We start from the raw sequence: 16329 nt of genomic DNA, 5'->3' as shown, positions 1-16329 counted from the left end.
GGTTCTCTTGCACATGTTCACAGTATTCTCCCCTCCAAGACCTACCCATGACGAAGCACGTCGTACGGTTGCTCCCGATGCAGACGAGATCCGCAGAGGATTGCTAAAAGGGGAATTCCGGGCGTTTGTACAGCCGAAATTCGATATTGTCAGCAACGCCGTTCTTTCAGTGGAAGTCCTTGCGCGCTGGCAGCATCCCGAATGCGGGATGCTGACGCCCGCGGCGTTCATCTCGACGATGGCTCGCGAAGACCTGCTCGACGACTTGTTATTCGCGCTGCTGGATCAAGGTCTGGCCGCTCAGGTCGAGTTGCGTAACCAGGGCCAGGTATTGGGTTTTGCTTTCAATCTCAGCCTTAATCAGTTGGCGAACGAAACGTGGGTCAGTGCTTTGATCGCACGCTTGCAGCAACATCCGGTGTCGTTGTCGCTAGTGACTTTCGAGATTACGGAGGACGGCCCGGCAATCGCGAGCGCACGCTGCGTGCAGAACATCCTCCGCCTTCGTCAGATCGGGGTTCGGTTGTCACTCGATGATTACGGTACGGGGCACTCCTCGTTGTATCGTCTGTGCCAACTGCCGTTCGACGAAATCAAGCTGGCCGGCGAGTTTACGCGGGAAGTTCTTCGTTCCTCGCAGCATCAAAGCGTCGTCCGCGCCACTGTCCTGTTGGCGCGTGAGCTGGGTATGCGGCTGGTTGTTGAAGGCATTGAAACGCAAGAACAGCGTTTGTGCCTTGCGCAGATGGGGGTAAGGATCGGACAGGGACATCTTTGCGCCCGTCCGATGCCGGTTGAATGCCTGTCCGGCTGGCTTTCGTCATCGAGCCGTGACTTTGCGGCCTGAGCAACCGGTCGAGCGATCGGTACTCGATCTGGATGCCGTCACCCGGTCAGGTGTAGTCGAGGATGTAACTCAAAACTGCACTGGCTCTGCCGTGTTTCATCTTTGCGCTGCCCTTCACGCATGTATTGCAGTGAACTCGAACGTATAACGCCGCCATCTCCTAATGAACTTTCAACTTCCCACTCCTTGACCAGCCTGCAGACCGCAGGTCACATTCATCTGGTCGTAAGTCAACGCAATGTTTTGGGGGGGGAGTCGATAGGGGGCCGAACAGATACCGTCAGCCCACTTTACTTTCAGCCAGCCTTCGTTTTTGATGCCGAAGACCAGCGCACGGGACTGGTTGTCGACCACGGCCAGTAATTTGCCGCCTTCGTCTTCTACCTGGGCGCCAAACGGCAGTTTTTTCCCGTCATGGAGGACAAGGTCGATCTGCACGCGCCGGCCGGACGACGCATCAAAATGCGCCTTGACCACGGCCCCACGGCGCGGCACGACGCGGGCTGAGGTTTCGGTGACCTCAACGTCAGTGCCCAGAGTCTGGGTGTCCAGGTCAAGATCGTTGTAGCGATAGGGCTGAACGTAACTCTCGATGGCGTATCCGGCACTGTCTGTATGCGACGCGGCACCGTTGATACTGGCGCCCTTGACTCCCGGCACCTCCACCAGCGCAAAGGTTTCTCCCACCGGCTGGCCAAAGGTGACGCCGCCGCTGTGAGCAACGACCGACCCCGATGCAGACAGATCCATATGGCGTGCAGAGCCGGACATGCCGTAGTTGCCGGCAACCTTGGCCATTGGCGCATCCCACCCAATACCGATACTGCGTGAACGTTGATCGCCGTAGGCGTCGGCCTGGGCGGAGTACGAGAGCCGACCGTTATCGTCGAGATACCCCGAAACCCCGGTCTGAAGGCTGTCGTCGCTTTTGCCCGAGCGGGTGAAATTGCTGTACACGCGCTGCGACCGAGAGCGCGATCCAAAAGGAAAGCTCACCGACAGAGCGAGCTGATTGTCTGATTCATGCGAACGCCCCCCATCCTGCGTGTGCGAGGCGGTGATGCTGTAAGTGACTTCACCGGCGTTGCCGCTGTAACCCAATTGCAGGCGTCGTGTGCTGCCGGCGCGATTCCAGTAACTGGTCTCTCCCGCGCTGACAAACACTGAACCGTGACCTCCGATGTTCTGATTGATGTTCAGGTCCAGTCGACTCTTGGGGCGACTGCTGATGAAGTTCTGCTGGTCAACTTCGCTCATCTCCTGGATATGCTCGCTAAGCGTGCGATAACCCGAAGTGGAGTAGCGGTAGCCCACCATGGTGAAGGTCGTATTGGTGCTGTTAAGTGTCTTTGAATAGAGAAAACGTACACTCTGGCCGGTACTCGCCTCGCCGTGAGCCGGTTGCGACTGACTATTGGTGATGTCCAGGGACATCCCGCCCAGGCCGGTGTTGAGGCCAAGACCAAAGTTGAAAGCGTTGTAATCCTCGGCGGCGAGCAAGCCTCCGTAGGTTGTCAGGTTGTCGGTGGCGCCATAGACCGCCGTGCCCTGCATCAAGTGAGGCGACTTCATTCCTTCGTTGTTGTATTTGCCCAATGACAGGCTGTACTGAAACGTACCTCGCCTCACCATGACCGGCAGATAGGAATAGGCTTGCGTATACTTTCGCTCGCGTCCATCGGACTCGATGATCGTCACCTCAAGGTCACCGTTGGAGCCACCCGGATAGATGTCGTGAATCTCGAAGGCGCCAGGTGACACCGTCGTGGAATAGATGACGTAGCCGTTCTGGCGTACTTCAACAGTGGCATGCGTCTCGGCAATGCCGCGTACAACGGGCGCGTAACCCGATTCGTCATCGGGCAGCATGCCGATGTCCGAACCGAGTTGAATCCCACGAAAACGACTGCTGTCGAAGATGTCGCCATTGGTATAGAGCTGTCCGACTGCAAAGCGGCTCTTGAGTGAGGTAACGTCGTGCTCCAGATAGGTGCGGTTGCTGGAAAAGGTGCGTGATGCTCCAGTGCTCTGACTGAACGACGAATCGTTACGCAGGCGCCATTGACCGATGTTGAACCCGTTGCGCAAACCCAAGTAGCCGTAATCGTTTTTGAAACCGCCACCATTGTTGCGATTGAAGTTCAGTTGGTAGTTACTGAAGGCGGCGGTAATTCCCTCGTCCCACAGAGACGGATCGACGTAGCCACGTGAGCGGCGCTTGATGTAAGCCTGCGGTACGCTGATGTAGAGAGCCAGTTGGGAGACATCCATCTCCACCGTCGCCCCCTCGATACGCAGCACATTGACCGATTCGTCGTCCGTAATGTGCTCGGAAACAATGCCTTCTTTCTGCAGCCGCTCAACGTCCACGCCCATTTCGCGCAGTATGCCGAATTTCAGGATCGGCCGTGCATCAGCATTGGGCGTGTCTTCGTCGACAATAAAGGAAATATCCTGGCGTCGTTCCAGGCGTTGGTTCAGATATACGTCGACACTGTAGTCACCCGGTACGACACCATTGGATTGTTCGAAGAACCGCAAGTCGACCTTGGCTCCCTTGTCCTTGAGGAACATCGGGTTGAATTGTGTGGCGGATGCCGCCGAGGCACTTAACATGCTCGCGGCGGCCAGGCAGGAGAGATACTTGCCTGAGCGTTTTTGGGCGCGCTTCTTCCGAGACTTCCTGTTGTACTTTCTGATTCGCATGGAATAAGGCCAAACTTCCGTCAAAACACTACTTCCTGTGCACGAGGAGTCCTGGGATGCATATCCCAAGGCGTGCGCGGATGAAACGAGGGTGAAGCGGGAGAGGGGGGGGCGGCGTCAGAACTTGATCGAAGCCGTGTGCTCGATCAGTGCGCCGTAGTCATTGATCGATTCCCAAACGACCCGGGCATCGCCGCCCAATGAGGCAGGTAATCCTTTGATGGCCATTTTCCGGGAACCTCGTGGGCCGATCATGGCGGGCTCCAGCGGGTATTCTTTTTCGCCGATCGTCACGCTCATCTTCGCGAAAGAAACATGAAAGGCTGAGTCATTGGTCGCCAGCAATACGGCTTGGCCGGCGGTTCTCAGAATGTTCCACTTCAAAGCTCCGGCGGCCTCTTCTGCGTTCCCTGGTAACCCGTTGGGGCGGTAGAACAGCTTCAGGCGCTGACGAAAAGCCACTTGCAGGCTGTTCTCGGAACTGCTGATTTGAGGGATTTCCTGCACGCTTACCCAGACCACCGATTCTCGGTCCTCCGGCAGTCCTTTGCCCTGGTAAAAGATCCGCAACGTCTGTTGCTTACGGTGACCCAGGCGTGCCAGTGACGGGGTGATTGCAAAAGGAATCTCACGATCGGCCTGACCTGGACCGGCCTCGATCCAGGACTGGATCATGATGTCATCGTTGCCTTCATTTCGAACCTGAAGCGAGGCTTCATGACTGGACGCCGGAAAGATGACCCTAGTGCCGCCCACTTGAATGCCTGCGTCAGAAGTATCGGACAGCATTGAGAGTGTCAGTAAAAGACAGATACGAACGAAATTACCGGTATTCATCAGAAACTCGTAGAAAACGAGGGGCGTGAACGCCCCTCTTTATTGGACTATTTACTCGTACGTCAGGGTGAAAGGCAGAGTGCCGTTGGCAGTACCTGGCTTGAGTTCGGCACCGTTGGCCACATAAGAGGCCCGCATGCGCAAGTCGGCCGAGTACTTGGCGTCCTTTCCTTCGCCTTGTACCGTCAGTGGAGCTGAGTATTTTTCGTTGCCGGACATGTTGATCAGTTGGTTGTTGTCGTCAAACATGCCGATACCCACCCCCTCGGCACTGCCAGTGATTTTCAATAGGCTGTTGTTCTTCGGATCAACCCCGGAGCCCGACATCGGATCGAAGCCAAACTTGACGGTGGTCAAGCCGGCGGCGGTATTGCCGCAGTCAAGATTGAGATTGATGGCAGTACCGGCAGCAAGCTTGCCCTCGCCTGCACTGTTGATGGTATCCATGCTGACCTTGCCGAGATTCACATCAACGATCTGCTGTCCAGCACTACCGCCCACCGTGGAACCGGCACCGGCAGACGCTATGCACGACGCCGCGACGATTTCGCCGGTGAAATTGATGGTGCCGTCAGCCGCCATTGCCGTGCCGGTCATGGCGCACGTAGCCGAAGCCAACATCAGAAACTTAATTGCTTTCATGGAGATAAAACTTCCTTGCAGTGTTAGATCAGGCAAATAGCGCCGTGATTTATAGCGAGGAAATTCTAGAAATTCGGGTAGGGGATAGGAACAAGAAAAGTCTTGAGTCATAGCGAGGTAATTCTCGGATGTGGCTGAGGCATTAGCCTAACCATTAGATTTGGCTACCCACGAATACACCGTTTATCCGCGGTACTTTTCGCAAGTCGCTTGCCGCCCACTCTAGCGGCACGTCAAGTCAGAGGACCCATTGAACAGATCAGAAGACAAACAAATTGGCCAGATGTAGAAAGAAGTTACAGTCAATTCTGCCAGTAAATAAGATGGCTTAGACGATTTCAAAAAGCTCGTCCCGCAGCAATCTCTGCGATCAGTGCCGTTTATGTGGGTGGAGCTCGATGATCGCTACCAGAGGTTCTAAAAAAGTCCGGTACTGGCTTCGGAAATTTCCTACAGCGATCGGAAACCGCCGCGGATAATCTTTGCATGCCTTCTAGGTTTAGCAGAGAAGCTTGGGCCGCCGACTGAAGAGAATTGTATGTGTGCGATTTAGGCAGCGGGCTCAAAAAATTGATTTGCGATTGATAATTAATTGTGTAGAGAACTGATACTTATGAGAAAGTCGTTTAAAACTCCGCTGATAATGACCTTTGTTTTCTGTGCTGCACTTCTCACAGGGTGCGCTGGTACAGTGTTTAATCAGGAAAAAAACTGCTCTTACGAATACCTGCTCCACCCAGCAATCTCTGTATCTAAAATTATTGGAGGTTGTGGTCCCGTGGGGAAATTTACTAAGGAATGACTCTACGTTTGGAGTAAATTTTAATCTGGATATAAATTGCCTCCTCGCCATGCTGATGGCGAGGAGGCAATTTAAAGAGCACTTTCAACCTAGACATCTCCCGGTGCTATAGATATTTTCAGCCTCAAAGTAAGAAACTCTCGAAGGCACCTAGTCTGACGCCGCCCTAGTGAAAGTGAAGGCGCGTTCGATTGTAAAGTACTTCAATGTAATCGACCTCGTCGGTACGGACCATTTTTCGGTTTTTTTAGATCTTTTTAAGGGGAAATGATCCCACCAAGAAAGTTCAAAATTGGTCTTGCCGGGCAACAGATTCTTGATTCTCTCCTATTGCTCAGCATGAAGAAGCCTATAGCTAATCAGCCGCCGCTCCAAATCGACTGTAGGTTTCGGATTTCATCTGTTCAATTCAAATAAGGACGCCCCTAGATCAATCGTACTCAATGATGTAATTGAGTGACGCATTCGCTTTGCCCGCGTTGAACCTTTCTGCTCCCTTACGTGCATAGCCGGCGCTCAAAGGGATACTATAGAGTTCGCGATTATCTTGTGTTCGAATCCAGCTCATAGACAGAGCTTTGCTCGCGGAGAAGGGAAGTGGAGTTTCCCTGCTTTTCAGCACTATCTCTACGCCTTTGGCACCTCCTGCATCCAGGTTTAGGCGACCTGGCCCATCGGAGCTCCCTTCAAAGTAAACTCGCACCGGAACTTGGCTACCTGCCATCATGCCTTCGCAGAGCACTTCGAGATTGAACGGCGTCTGCTGCTTGCCCAAATCGATAGAGGGAATTTTGCCTAGATGAATATTGAGTTGCTCCACGCCGGCGCAACCTGAGAAATAGCTACGGTTTGTCAGCGTGGTACTCCCGTTGATGTCGACTTGCGACGCGTTCCAGCCATTAACCTCTTGCTGAATACTGAAATTCATTGATGCGGTGCCTTGGCCTACGAACCGACCAGTGCGAACAAATTCAAGTTTGACGAGCGCGATCATGGAAGCGAACGCACCGGTGAAGCTTTTTTCGAACGGCAGGTTATTAAATTGGCCAGCGACTCGGGCTCTGACACGGACTCCGACCCCTGTAAGATCGGTTTTGTACACATCAGTGAACCCATCCGCTAATTCACGATTGGCAATGTAATACTTGCCTATGTAAGGCTTACTTTTGCATTTGCCACCTAAAAACATTTCGTTGTGTAGGAGTACGCTTTCTCCTGCAGCCATGACTTCGCCTACCGCTACACGATTCAACATTAACTGGCTCGGTGCAGTCATCGAAAAGAACTTTCTATCGGAGTTGCTGGAATCGCCATACCAAGTACACATATCCGGGTTGGCTGCGTGCGTCAAGGTGGAAGTCAAGAAAGCGGAAACCGCCGCCAGGCTAAGAAAGGTCAATTTCACGTCATGATTCCGTTGTTGGCTTGGCTGTGACTGCTGCGTTATGGCCCGTGTTACGGGCAAATGTCTTTACAGGGCGGGAAATTCTAGGAAGCGGTACGCGCAGGATGAACAAGAAATGTCTTGAAAGGCTGGGAGGTTTGTCTTGAGTTGGGTGCAAATCGGATTTTTTGAAAGGTCATATTGTGAAGCGTGGATTGGAGGGGTATTAGAAGCCTACGTCTATCAATTCTTCCGGAAGCGCAAAGCTCCCAATATTTTTTGCGCGCCGCCAAGGCATTGAGCGACTCACAAACCGACGAGGCCGCGTTCCGCGCGCTCGAACGAATTACCCATCCTTCCAAGGAGAACCTGACGGTGGCTCTCTCTCGTTCCGCGCGTGCCGTTGCGGCACCATCCCCCCAGGTACATCGCCACGCTGCTAGCCGCTTGTGTTCGAAGGGTTAATCCCATTGCTTTGACCAGGTAAGCGTGTATCAAGTAGAGGCCCGACACTGTATTGACGGCGGATCTGCCGGGGCGCACGTCCGCTTATCGTGTAGCCGAGGTGCGGCCGTAGGTCTCGGGCCTCGTTCAGAAGCACACATTCATAGAAAGCAGCGAGGTCAAGCAAGGTCGACTGCTTTACCAGATTGATCACAAGCAACAAGGCACTCTCAGTTTTCTGCTAATCCTGTCGCGCTCGCTGAATCCTCCTACTTTTTTTCCGTCGTGCCTTTGATACGGTGCATCCTTACATTTGAGAGTGTGCCGATAGCTTGGCAGCTCTAATCGACACGAACAAGAAGGCTCAAAGTGAGGGATCATTTGTCAATTTTAACGGGGATGGCGTCGAGTAAAACCGAGCTTCTTCGCAAACGCCTGGACGATCTGGGCAACGTGATTGAATTTGTGATAATCGCACTTGATCGAGACGCCTCGCCTGATGAGGGGACGCATCGATGCGCTTTGGCTGCGCTCTATGAGCAAATCATGTTGAGCCAACGGGAGTGGCATCAGGAGGTTATCCGAAGACTCCCTGTTGCGAACTACCCTGAACCGACTATGCGCTGGAATCTTGATGAAGCGGTAGGGGTGGTGCTGGGCCGTCTTCAAATCGCCAATCTGTTGCGCACGGATACTGACGATATCTAATCCCCAACACTATGTGGCGATTTTATCCGATCGCTTTGCTTCCAGAACTTCGCCGATCGAGCTCAACTGGGAGTGGCTCTCTTTGCTGAATGGATCGACACGATTGGTCTGATGAATCAGAGTGATATCGTGGTGTTGAGTTGGGTTGATAACCCGAAACAAACTTCAGGGTCTTATGTCGATAGCAATGGTGCCACGGCATGGACGGATTTTTTCTGCGTCCATCACGCACTTCATCGAGCATGGTGTCTGACAGTCTGGAATCCGTCACGTCACACAATCTCGGCGTTTGCGGTCTGTTTAGCCAGACAAGGTGGAAGTCCCTCGTTTAACTAAGCGAATCCAGTGCGAATAGCGTGGTTCATGGCGGTCATGAGTTCCTCCGTTGCTAGCAGCATGAAACCTTCCAGAGGTGATCAAGTCTTGTCGTGTAGCTTCGGCTCATCATTTCACGGCGCATTGCCCAAGCCGGGTTGGCCGGAACACTCGCAACTCGCAGTGTACCTTGGCCCCACCGCTGATTGATCTGGTCGAGCACTGCCATGACGCTCGTGGCCTCAGACGATTGTGAAGTCGTAAATAAATCTTGGGTGTACTCGCCGCGCTGACAAAGGCTCATGAGCAGAACCTCTGCCTTGCTGTACTTGAAGCCTGGCCTGAACAGGTGTTCGAGCGCTTCAACTGCAGTCTTTGTCAGCAACCTGACGTCGTCCGTTGGATATGGTAAATCGATAATCAGACCGTTAGCATATTTTGCCTCCTCTGGATTGAACATGCCGGTACGAATGCTCACCCTGATTTTCTTGCACAGTGAATTCTGTGCTCTGAGCTTTTCCGTGGCTCGGTGTATGTAGGTGGCCACGGCTTCCCTGATGGGAGCCAGTTCCGTGAGCCGTTCACCGAACATTCGACTACAGCAAATCTCCTGCTTGGGCTGGTCGGGCTCATCCAGATCGAGGCAGGGAGTACCTGACAGTTCTCGAGCCGTTTTCTCAATCACCACACTGAAATTTTTACGCAACGTCCATGCATCGGCTTTGGCGAGGTCCATCGCTGTTTTGATGCCCATGCCGTCCAGATGCGATTTCATTCTCCGACCGACTCCCCAAACCTCTGAAACATCGGTGTTACGCAATACCCAGTCACGCTTGTGTGGGTCGCAGATGTTAACGACACCACCAGTCTGAGCTTGCAAGCGTTTGGCGGTGTGGTTTGCCAGTTTTGCCAAGGTTTTGGTGTGGGCGATTCCCACTCCGACAGGAATACCCGTGTAACGCAGTACCTGGCTACGTATCTGGCGACCGAGCGAGTCGAGATCTCGGATACCTGAGAGATCGGCAAATGCCTCATCAATGCTGTAGACCTCAACTGCCGGCACCAGAGACTCAATGACGGACATCACTCGTTCACTCATATCACCGTAGAGCGCGTAGTTAGATGAGAAGGGGACAATGCCGTGTTGGCGGAGCTTGTGCTTGATCTGGAAATACGGCTCGCCCATTTTGATCAACGGCTTAGCGTCTGCTGAGCGAGCGATTACACAGCCATCGTTGTTAGACAGCACAACGATCGGAACCTTGGCCAAGTCTGGACGGAATACTCGCTCGCAGCTGGCATAGAAGCTGTTGCAGTCGATAAGAGCGAACACGGGAAGGGATTTAGACATGACTGCGTACACTACCGGTGATGACTCCCCAAATTGCCAACTCGTCTCCCTCTAGCACGTAGCGGGGAGGGAATTTGGGGTTCTCAGAGAGCAGGATGACGTCCTTGCCGCGAAGGCAAAGACGTTTGCAAACGGGATCGTTGTTTAGCAGGGCGACCACGATGTGTCCGTGAACGGGCTCTATCGAACGGTCTACTACCGCAAGGTCTCCATCAAAAATGCCTGCACCCTGCATGCTCTCGCCTGTGATCGAGACAAGGTAAACGTGAGGGGCCCGGATGTTCATAACCTCATCCAGCGATATGTGGGCCTCAATGTGATCCGCTGCGGGTGAGGGGAAACCAGCCGGTACGCTGGCGAGGCAAAGGGGCAATTTTCGGCCGCCCACGGCGATTGGGCCTAGGATTGAAAAGCTCATGACGCACGACTTCCGGTACTGTACGAATGTACAGTTAACGATGCAGAATGGTCGACGTCAATTTGGTTGAAGGAAAATCTGACAGTCGGGTGTAGATGTGACCGTTTTCGCTACGGTTTGAAGCGGCGGTTCAGCCCCGGGCTCTGGTGCTATGGCATTCTCACGTCAGAGCGCGCTATGAAGGGAGCTTCAAAGGCCAGTTAACCATACATGAATAAAAGGTCGTCAATGAGCTTAAGTTCTTGCTGCGTAAACTGGACTCTATTAAATTGTCGAATGTCCTCGAGCACCCCTCTGATTGGAACTTGTCGTGAAGAGTCCTGAATGATCTTGATCAGATGATCATAGTGGGGATCCCTTCCCTTGAGGTACTTTTCGATCAGCTCTTGTAGAGCTAAACGATATTTATGGTCGATGAGCAAATTATTCAAAAAAGATTAGTAGGAGAGAACTCCCGTCGTCTCACCAAAGAGACGACGGGAAAATTTGTTACTGGTAAAGCCCTGACGAGGAATCTAGAACGTTCAGCAACTCTTCAGAAGATATGGAGTACTGATTCAGATCGGTCATATCCAAGTCTCCCCAGCTTCGATTGTCATCAATTTCCAATACTAACAACCCGATATTCTTCTGCTTAAAAAAACTGATGATGTCACGAACTTCCTTTTCGCGCTGAACGTGATCATTCCCGTATAGCTCGCAGGTGTAGAAGAATCCTTTCTCTCCCATGGCTAATTTTTTCTGCGAGCCAATCAGCGACATTTTGAAGCGCTGATGTAGAAATTTTGCAGCTTCAATATCGTTTGTCGGTGTGGCAGCAGCAATGCTTATTTTAGTCATCGTTCAAAAGTCCTCGGGAACAAGAGGGTTCAGCGGTTTCCCCATTGTGTCATTTTGGAAGTTACCACCATGCCACCTGAAGAAATGCTCATCTCGTGTAGCAGGATAAATGTTAAATGGTTTGTCAGCCAAGTGCGGATAGTCCAACGCATTGTACAGGTGATGACCTTCGATGGTTTTGCCATCAAATTTCGGCCTCTTACCGCTTTTGATAGCGTCGGCCTGGGTTTCATCCCAATTCCGTGTCCCCGCTTCACCCGCACGAAGTCGTTTGCGCTCTTCTGACCAAAAACGATCTACACCACGTTGGCGCCGATTTGAGAAACGTCTATCCCAGTCCAAGTGTGCAACTTCATCTTTTGTTGCCGTTCTGTTGGCGACTTTGCCTTGCAATACCTTCTTCTGAGGGTCTCCGAGAGGTTTGTACGGCGTCTCATAGCGGGGGACTTCCGGGGTACCCTCATCCACAACCGGTTTTTTTTCGGTCGTTTCAGGCTTACTTTCTCCGGGTTGAGGGCAACCTTCTAAACCTAGAGGGTCAACCCACCCCGTAGGGTTAGGCACGTACTGGTAGTTATTCAGTCCACCCGCAAGCTTGATCGGATCCGGAGTCAGAAAACGCCCAGTCCCCGGATTGTAGTAGCGGTGCCGGTTGTAATGTAAACCTGTCTCCGCATCGAAATATTGACCTTGGAACCGCAAAGGGTTGTCGATTTCGCTGACATCCAGCGCAACTAGGTTGCCGTACGCACGGTACTTCGCGGACCACATGATCTCGCCACTGTAATCAGTGAGTTCCTGTGGTGTGCCTAGATGATCGAGCTGGTAGTAGAACGGCGTTGCCTTGCGCGGGCCTTCGCCGTCGAGCATCGCCAGCGGGCGGAAGCTGCCCGGTTCGTAGATATAGGTGCGATAACGGTTTTCACCGCTTTCGGCGATCAGGCGTTCGCCTTGCCACAGGAACTCAGTGGTGTGGCCGTCGACGGTTTTTTCGATGCGGCGACCAAAGGCGTCGTATTTGTAGGATGCAGTGCTGCCGCCCGGTAGGCTGGCGCCAATCAAGCGATGCTGGCAGTCGTAGCGATATTCGGTGACGAGTTTCTGTCCGGTGCCACGGCGTTCGCGGATCAGGTTGCCATAGGCGTCGTAGTCGTAGTGGCGGTCACCCTGCATCATCAGGCGATTGCCTTTGACATTGGCGAGGTTGGCGGTGCCTTCGTTGTTCTGGCCGAGCAGGTTACCCGCTGGATCGTGGGCGAAGCTCTCTGGCGTAGCGCCACGAACGCTGATCAAGCGATCGAGCGGGTCGTAGTGGTAGCTGCGGCTGCCTTTGCGGCTGTCGTCGATGCCGGCGAGGTTGCCGTTGGCGTCGTAGTTATAGCGGCGCAGGAACAGGTTTTTTTCACGCTGGCTGACACTGTGCGCTTGCAGGCGACCTTGTTCGTCGTACTGGTATTGGCTGAGCAACAGGCCTTGCTGGCGCTGCTGTTCGCGACCGGCGTTGAACTGGTGGCTGGTCAGGCGTGAGCCGTTGAGGTCGATGCTGCTCAGACGTCCGCCGGACAAGTGGCGGTAGTCGAGTGTGCTGCCGTCGGGGAGGCGGCAGTGACTCAGTTGTCCGACGCTGTCATATTCGTAGCGCGTGGTGCCCCATCCCTGATGCTCGGTGATCAGGCGATCCTGCACGTCGTATTCGTAGGCAAGCGGCCAGTGTCCGTCGTCGACATTCACCAAACGGCCCAGGGCATCGTAGCTGTAGTGTATTTCTTCGCCATCGGCGAGGGTTTTCACCAGCAGTCGACCGGCAGCATCGCGCTGATACTCGGTAACCAGTTCGCTGCCGTCATCGCCGAATTCGGTTTTCTTCAGCAGTTGGCCGTTGAGGTCGTATTCGTACGCGGTGCGGCGGCCATCGAAGCCGGTTTCCTGCTGGATCAGTCCGTTTGAGTAGTAGTCGAGTTTGTAATGCTCGCCACGTTCGTTTTCGATTTCAGTGAGCAGCAGACCCGCGTTGTCGTAGCGATAGCGTAACTGGCTGCCGTCCGGGTTGATGCGGCGGCTGACCAGATGCAGGTTGTCGGCGTATTCGTAGCGGGTAATGCGGCCGAGCTCGTCGCGTTCGGCGGTGACGCGTCCGTACGGGTTGTAGGTGAAGGCCCGGGTGGCGCCGCCGGGGAGGGTGATCTGGGTAAGGCGATCGACGGCGTCCCATTGATAATGGGTGATGGCTCCGAATTCGTCCTGACGCGTGATCTGGCGTCCAAGTGCGTCGTAGCGGTACTTGCGTTGACCACCATCCGGAAGGCGTTCTTCAAGCAATTGACCGAGATTATTCCAGCCCAACTGATGGCGGCTGCCGTCTTGATGCTGAACCTCAAGCAGACGACCTTTTTGGTCGTAGGTGAAATTAGTCTCGTTCCCATTAGGATCGATTTGTTGGGTGATATCTCCCTGTGGATTGCGAGAATATTGCCAACGGGCCTTGCCACGTTTGACTTCGACGAGCTGGCCGTTGAAGTAGTTGTAGTGAGTCGGCTCATCCTCAGGTGGAAATACGGCTATTAACCGACCAGCGTCGCTGTATTGATACTCGGTGATGGCTCCCATTGGATCTTTTACAGCAACCAGACGTCCCTGATCGTCATAGGCATTCTGCGTTTCTGCACCATCGGCAGTGGTTTGGCTCACTAGACGTGCATTCTCATCGTGAACATAGACGAGTTCGCTTCCATCTGCGTTATGAACCGTTACCGTGCCTTTGTCATCCCACTCGTAGCGAGCCTCAAGTTGCGAATAGTTGGCCCAATGACGTACGCAACGGGAGAGTTTGCCTTCACGTTCCCATTCCCAAAAGAAACTGGCGCCACCGGCCAGTTGCCGCTCAAGGATGACGTGCTGATCGTTGTAGCGGTAATGCTCGGTTTCACCTGCGGCATTGGATGCCGAGACCAATTGGTTGCGAGCGTTGTAGCGATAGGTGACAAGGTTTTGAATAGTCAGCCATGGATCCTGGCGTTCACCACGTTCGTTATACTCGGCGCGTTGCTGCTGATGATCCACCGAGATGATGTGACGATCGTCGTAACGAAAGAACAATGACCTTCCAGCGCCATTGTCAATTCGCTGGATACGCCCAACCAGGTCATAACTAATGTGTACTTGATTTCCGTACGAGTCGCTAATCTTTGTCAGGCGGTCAGCCCGAAAGTGATAAAAACGGTCGGCTTCTATAGATTGGTTGAGGATCAACTCATCGGGAGCATCGCCCAGATAAATCACAGATTCTGCGAGGCTATTGATGATGGTTGGGCGCTGTTGGGTAGGCATCGGGAATCGGGTCCGACGGTTCTCGTTATCCGTCCAAAGCACGCCTCCGTCGTCAAATTGCAAACTGTGGGATAGCGAATGACTCCAGCCATGCCCCAAACGGTTGTCTATTTCGACTGCACTGCTTCGGTAAAGGCGTGTCCACTCCAGACGTAATAAGCCGCATAGTTCACCGTCAGTGAGGGTGAGGAGCTCCTCACCAGTAACCATGGAAACAGGCTCACCATTGCTGCAGGTTTTTCCAGAGCACTGTGCAGGTTGATCCGCCGGGTTCTTTGATTGTTCCGGAGCGTTTTGAACCGACTCTTTTTGTTCCAGGCGCGTTTCGTTCTGAGTCTTGCGTCGCGTGTGGATCTGAGAGTCCGGTTCAACCTTGGCACCCGCAGCCGGTGTGGGATGTTTGGGCTGAACGGCCGATTGGGCTGGCGTGTGAGGTGAGATCTCTGCCGCGACTTTTTTGCTTGAGTTGGTCACTCCAACGCCGGAAAGCCTCAACGGGGCGGCTGCCTCCGCGTGTACTTTTGAGCGAATGCGGCTGATTTCGATCAGCTTGGCGGTGAGCTTCTCTACCAGTTTGAGAGCTTTTTCAGCCTGCAACGTTGATGTGACAGTTTTGGCGCCAGCACGTAATGCAACACCAAGGCCGGCAGTGAAGATAATCCCGAGAATAATGTAAACAATTTCAGTCTTGAGTCGTGCGACAACTTGCGCGCGCGTTTGCGGTGGCAGCATAGTGACCCAAGCCCATACCGCAGAGATATAAACCCATAGAAGTGGCTCATCACATGCAATCAAGAATGCGGTTCTGAGAGACTCCTTCGATGAGTTATATATCTTTTTGATGGCTTCTTCGGTGAAGTACTTTTTGAGCTTTTCATAATTTTTTCGAGGGTTAGTAACCAAGTCGTAGAGCGACGTGATGTCGCTCCAAATGCTCATTATGAAACTCCAGAAACCATCCCAGTCTGCCTGCATTTTCTGCCAGAGCTTTTCTGACAAGGATGCGTTGCTGTGCTCCTTCCAGAGTGGCAGGCATGTTGTGCTCCATTCATTTTCAAGCCATTTTGTCAAGTCACCCATGACGTCATCATAGGATTTGAACAGGCGTTCAAGGTCTGCAGGTGTCGGATTCGGAAAGAAGGAGACCCGATACCGTTGGTGCGGCTTGAGGTCGGAAATAACCTCAATACCGCTAGGGCCGATTTTCTTCGTTAGGGCGGGCCCCATCGGTTTGTTTTCTTTATCGACGGGTATTAGCTCGATTGGAGTGTTTCCAATAGGAACGAACCTTGCGGACTCGAAGCTATGAATGAGTGTTAGCTTTCCATTTTCAGGACAAGTTGCATAGTTTACGGCCCTTTCTTTACTGTCCTTGGGCGCAGGTTTTAATACTTCGTCACCGACCTGAAACTGTTGCTCCACGTCAAGGCCAGGTAAGTATCTGGCCTTGGAACGATAACCTGAGAGGCAATTTTTGAACTCGGCAATTATCTTTTTCGGGTCTGGCTGTTTCTCGGTGAGATAAATAAAAGTTTCGCCCAGGCTCATACATCTACCTCACTTTCCAGATGGGCCTTCAGCAGGCCGGTAAAATTTTCTTCCGTGAGTGGCGTGCGTTTTACGAAGCGCGCCACTTTCTTTTGCAGGTTTGATTCCGGGAACGAGAAGTACAGGTCTGCATGCTCTTCCTGCAACCACTGCATCATGT

11 protein-coding genes and 1 pseudogene are annotated in these 16329 nt (G+C 53.1%); 4 read left to right on the top strand and 8 right to left on the bottom strand.

Annotation, left to right across the window (positions count from 1 at the left end):
* Positions 1-13: 13 nt before the first annotated feature.
* On the top strand, positions 14-847 hold the full coding sequence (locus tag CAF73_RS13575) for an EAL domain-containing protein (RefSeq protein WP_176247730.1): 834 nt from the start codon (positions 14-16) through the stop codon (positions 845-847).
* A gap of 171 nt (positions 848-1018) precedes the next feature.
* On the opposite strand, the gene CAF73_RS13570 is transcribed toward CAF73_RS13575, so the two are convergent.
* From CAF73_RS13570 to CAF73_RS13560, 3 genes are all read right to left on the bottom strand, one after another.
* Entirely contained in the window at positions 1019-3463 is a 2445-nt protein-coding gene (locus tag CAF73_RS13570) for a fimbria/pilus outer membrane usher protein (RefSeq protein ID WP_085702946.1), read from the bottom strand.
* 207 nt (positions 3464-3670) lie between these two features.
* Complete coding sequence (locus CAF73_RS13565; RefSeq protein WP_085702945.1) at positions 3671-4390, bottom strand: molecular chaperone; 720 nt, start codon at positions 4388-4390, stop codon at positions 3671-3673.
* A gap of 51 nt (positions 4391-4441) precedes the next feature.
* Positions 4442-5032 carry a fimbrial protein gene (locus CAF73_RS13560; protein ID WP_176247729.1) on the bottom strand — a complete coding sequence of 197 codons (591 nt, stop codon included), beginning with the start codon at positions 5030-5032 and terminating at the stop codon, positions 4442-4444.
* Positions 5033-5645: 613 nt separating this feature from the next.
* On the opposite strand from CAF73_RS13560, the gene CAF73_RS13555 reads away from it, so the two are divergent.
* Positions 5646-5834, top strand: a complete 189-nt coding sequence (locus CAF73_RS13555) for a DUF4223 family protein (protein ID WP_085702944.1) — start codon at positions 5646-5648, stop codon at positions 5832-5834.
* 430 nt (positions 5835-6264) lie between these two features.
* Here CAF73_RS13555 and CAF73_RS13550 read toward each other — a convergent pair whose 3' ends face one another.
* Complete coding sequence (locus CAF73_RS13550) at positions 6265-7239, bottom strand: fimbrial protein (protein ID WP_085702943.1); 975 nt, start codon at positions 7237-7239, stop codon at positions 6265-6267.
* Between the two features lie 496 nt (positions 7240-7735).
* Here CAF73_RS13550 and CAF73_RS29805 point away from each other — a divergent pair.
* Positions 7736-7873, top strand: a pseudogene (locus CAF73_RS29805) (efflux transporter periplasmic adaptor subunit); the annotation flags it as partial.
* Positions 7874-8043: 170 nt separating this feature from the next.
* Positions 8044-8370 carry a hypothetical protein gene (locus CAF73_RS13545; RefSeq protein ID WP_139834833.1) on the top strand — a complete coding sequence of 109 codons (327 nt, stop codon included), beginning with the start codon at positions 8044-8046 and terminating at the stop codon, positions 8368-8370.
* Positions 8371-8758: 388 nt separating this feature from the next.
* On the opposite strand, the gene umuC is transcribed toward CAF73_RS13545, so the two are convergent.
* The 4 genes from umuC to CAF73_RS13520 form a co-directional block, all read right to left on the bottom strand.
* The gene (umuC, locus tag CAF73_RS13540) at positions 8759-10036 is read right to left on the bottom strand and encodes a translesion error-prone DNA polymerase V subunit UmuC (RefSeq protein ID WP_085702941.1); all 1278 of its coding nucleotides are present in this window, start codon (positions 10034-10036) and stop codon (positions 8759-8761) included.
* The gene (locus CAF73_RS13535) at positions 10029-10454 is read right to left on the bottom strand and encodes a LexA family transcriptional regulator (RefSeq protein WP_085702940.1); all 426 of its coding nucleotides are present in this window, start codon (positions 10452-10454) and stop codon (positions 10029-10031) included. Before CAF73_RS13535 ends, umuC begins: the two co-directional genes overlap by 8 nt.
* Positions 10455-10943: 489 nt before the next feature.
* On the bottom strand, positions 10944-11294 hold the full coding sequence (locus CAF73_RS13525; RefSeq protein ID WP_085702938.1) for a hypothetical protein: 351 nt from the start codon (positions 11292-11294) through the stop codon (positions 10944-10946).
* A gap of 3 nt (positions 11295-11297) precedes the next feature.
* Positions 11298-16169 (bottom strand): RHS repeat-associated core domain-containing protein, encoded by a 4872-nt coding sequence (locus tag CAF73_RS13520; RefSeq protein WP_085702937.1) that lies wholly within the window; start codon positions 16167-16169, stop codon positions 11298-11300.
* Positions 16170-16329: the final 160 nt, after the last annotated feature.

Origin of the sequence: Pseudomonas sp. B15(2017), from assembly GCF_002113215.1 — a bacterium.
Taxonomy (GTDB): domain Bacteria; phylum Pseudomonadota; class Gammaproteobacteria; order Pseudomonadales; family Pseudomonadaceae; genus Aquipseudomonas.
This window is presented reverse-complemented; position numbering and strand designations above follow the sequence as displayed.

What these genes read in the sequence shown, in the direction of transcription:
- CAF73_RS13570 (WP_085702946.1), bottom strand. Translation starts at nt 3,463, where the DNA reads ATGTTAAGTGCCTCGGCGGCATCCGCCACACAATTCAACCCGATGTTC.
- umuC (WP_085702941.1), bottom strand. Translation starts at nt 10,036, where the DNA reads ATGTCTAAATCCCTTCCCGTGTTCGCTCTTATCGACTGCAACAGCTTC.
- CAF73_RS13525 (WP_085702938.1), bottom strand. Translation starts at nt 11,294, where the DNA reads ATGACTAAAATAAGCATTGCTGCTGCCACACCGACAAACGATATTGAA.
- CAF73_RS13535 (WP_085702940.1), bottom strand. Translation starts at nt 10,454, where the DNA reads ATGAGCTTTTCAATCCTAGGCCCAATCGCCGTGGGCGGCCGAAAATTG.
- CAF73_RS13565 (WP_085702945.1), bottom strand. Translation starts at nt 4,390, where the DNA reads ATGAATACCGGTAATTTCGTTCGTATCTGTCTTTTACTGACACTCTCA.
- CAF73_RS13575 (WP_176247730.1), top strand. Translation starts at nt 14, where the DNA reads ATGTTCACAGTATTCTCCCCTCCAAGACCTACCCATGACGAAGCACGT.
- CAF73_RS13555 (WP_085702944.1), top strand. Translation starts at nt 5,646, where the DNA reads ATGAGAAAGTCGTTTAAAACTCCGCTGATAATGACCTTTGTTTTCTGT.
- CAF73_RS13520 (WP_085702937.1), bottom strand. Translation starts at nt 16,169, where the DNA reads ATGAGCCTGGGCGAAACTTTTATTTATCTCACCGAGAAACAGCCAGAC.
- CAF73_RS13560 (WP_176247729.1), bottom strand. Translation starts at nt 5,032, where the DNA reads ATGAAAGCAATTAAGTTTCTGATGTTGGCTTCGGCTACGTGCGCCATG.